We start from the raw sequence: 859 nt of genomic DNA, 5'->3' as shown, positions 1-859 counted from the left end.
CCCGAGGGCGCGCAACCTGCCCCTCGCCGGCGCCGAAGCGGCCCAACTCACCGCGGCCTTCTGCTTCGACGACCTCGGGCGGCACCGGTTCTGGTGCATGTGCCGGGAGGACAACACCAGCGCCAGGCGCCTCTACGTCAGTCTCGGAATGAGCCACCAGGGCCTCTTCCGCGAGGTCGACCTGAAGGAAGGCCGCCGGCACAACCACCTGGTCTTCGACTGGCTCGCCCCGGAATGGGAGGACCGGCGCAAGCCTCCGCCGCAGCGGCGACACCCCGACGTCGTCATCGCACGTCCCCAGGAAGCGGACGCGGCCCCCCGCCGCTGAACGTCCACGGGGGCGGCGACGAGATCGTCCGCCCCCGCGCGCGGGGGGCGCTACAGGTCGCGTGTGGCGGGCTGAGGGAGGGCCGGGGATGTGGGCTCTTCGTGGGCCGTGATGTGGGAGAGCGCGGTCCTCACGTGGCGGACGGCGTTCTCCGCGTCCGTGAACTCCTCCGACGTGGGCACGACGGTGCCGAACGACTGCCGTTCGTCGGCGGTCAGGGCGCGCCAGCGGAGGACCGGGGTCAGGGTGACCGTGGCGCTGGAGAGGAACCAGGCGAGCTGGCCGTGGGTGTGCGCGGTGCCGATCGTCAGGATGGCGAGGGCTTCGCGCAGGCGCTCCAGGCGTTCGATACCGGGCAGCTCCTGCTGTACGTCGGCGGGGCCGATGGTCTCGCCGAGTCGGATGGCCGTCGTGCGGGCCAGGGTGGTGCCGGCCGCGGAGAGGTCCCATTGCGCGGTGCTGGTCTGTCGCTCGGCCTGGGCCGTGAGCGCGGCCGCCTGGGCGCACATACCCGTATCGGTGTGTGCGGTG

At 72.6% G+C, this 859-nt stretch carries 2 protein-coding genes; one reads left to right on the top strand and one right to left on the bottom strand.

The genetic code is table 11. The features are described from left to right. Window positions 1–328, top strand: a 328-nt coding sequence (locus tag EAO70_RS38370; protein ID WP_187284190.1) for a GNAT family N-acetyltransferase, incomplete at its 5' end; no start/stop codon positions are given. A gap of 50 nt (window positions 329–378) precedes the next feature. Here EAO70_RS38370 and EAO70_RS35910 read toward each other — a convergent pair. After that, window positions 379–859: hypothetical protein (locus EAO70_RS35910; RefSeq protein ID WP_222723514.1), on the bottom strand; the 481-nt coding region annotated here is incomplete at its 5' end.

This window comes from Streptomyces sp. adm13(2018) (assembly GCF_008042145.1).
In the GTDB taxonomy this organism is placed as follows: Bacteria; Actinomycetota; Actinomycetes; order Streptomycetales; family Streptomycetaceae; genus Streptomyces.
This window is presented reverse-complemented; position numbering and strand designations above follow the sequence as displayed.